This window comes from Cupriavidus sp. 01L46, from assembly GCF_056399905.1.
In genome coordinates, this window is record NZ_JBFTSF010000618.1 from 1 (window position 1) to 1,155 (window position 1,155).

Sequence of the window (1,155 nt, forward strand, 5' to 3'; positions counted from 1 at the left end):
GGAGTCGACTGATATAAACATGCCGATCGAACCGGGCGTATGACCGAGAAGAGGAACCAGCACCACCGTGCCGTCTCCATAGAGATCCCGGCTGCTCGCGAACCCTCTGTACGGCACCGGTTCAAATGCCAAGGTTTTCCATTTGATCGATTTCGCGCTGACTTGCGAGCGCCAGCTGCCGCCAACTCCATCAGTAGGGTCCTCTATCATCGACAGTTCTGCGGGATGCACCAGCACCGTGGAATTAGGGAAGTCGCTAATGCCGCTGGCATGATCCCAGTGGCTGTGGCTTAGGATGATCGTTTGAACGGGTTCCATGCGGGCGCGCAATAGTTGGTCGATCACCGGATCGACCGGGTCCTCGTATTTAAAAAATAGACTTTGCCACCAAGGCATAGATTTCCGATATTGATCGGCCACCTTCGAGCCCAGCCCTGAGTCAAACAGGAAGGTGTCATTACCGTGTTTCACCAGGAACGCAGAGAAGTTATTGCTCACCTTGCGAGTGAAGCTCCCACCTGTGTAGACCAGAGCCTCTATAACAGATAGCTCCGCAGTTCTGATGATCGAAAAGGCCACCTTGGGCTGGATCGAAGTCGAGTGGCTGCCTGGTGGCGAGCCATTGGCGGCGATAGCCGGCATGGCAATGGTGGACAGCAATAGAAGAACTAGCCTACGAAGCATGGCGTCACCTTTTTCAAATGGTTCTGGGATMCTGTGGATTGAATCCCACGCGTACCTTAAACCTTGGTGTACACTCCAAGGTCAAGAAATATCAGGCATGTCGCATTGACGGGGGGGTAGGTGAATATCAGCGAGCTGGCGAGGGCAGTTGGCACAACTACGGATACCCTACGCCACTACGAAAAGGTGGGATTGTTGGAGCCACCCGCCCGGCTGGACAATGGCTATCGTTCATACGACGCAGAGGCCATCCGGCGCATTCAATTCGTCCGTAGCGCGCAAACGCTCGGGTTCTCGCTTGCGGAGATTCGAGAAATAATCCCGCAATTACTTAACGGCAAGTTTGGCCGAGCCGAGATCGAGCAACGCTTGAGTGCCAAGATCGGACAAATCGATGCTCATATCAAGGAGCTTCAGTCCTTGAGAAACGAGTTGGTCGCAACGGCCAACTCGCTGTCCTGTCCTCGGGAC

At 54.3% G+C, this 1,155-nt stretch carries 2 protein-coding genes; one reads left to right on the forward strand and one right to left on the reverse strand.

The genetic code is table 11. The annotated features are described in order from the left end of the window. The coding region (locus AC1DS3_RS38880) for an MBL fold metallo-hydrolase (RefSeq protein ID WP_477129392.1) at positions 1-660 on the reverse strand (660 nt) is incomplete at its 3' end. 144 nt (positions 661-804) lie between these two features. On the opposite strand from AC1DS3_RS38880, the gene AC1DS3_RS38885 reads away from it, so the two are divergent. After that, the coding region (locus tag AC1DS3_RS38885) for a heavy metal-responsive transcriptional regulator (RefSeq protein WP_477129393.1) at positions 805-1,155 on the forward strand (351 nt) is incomplete at its 3' end.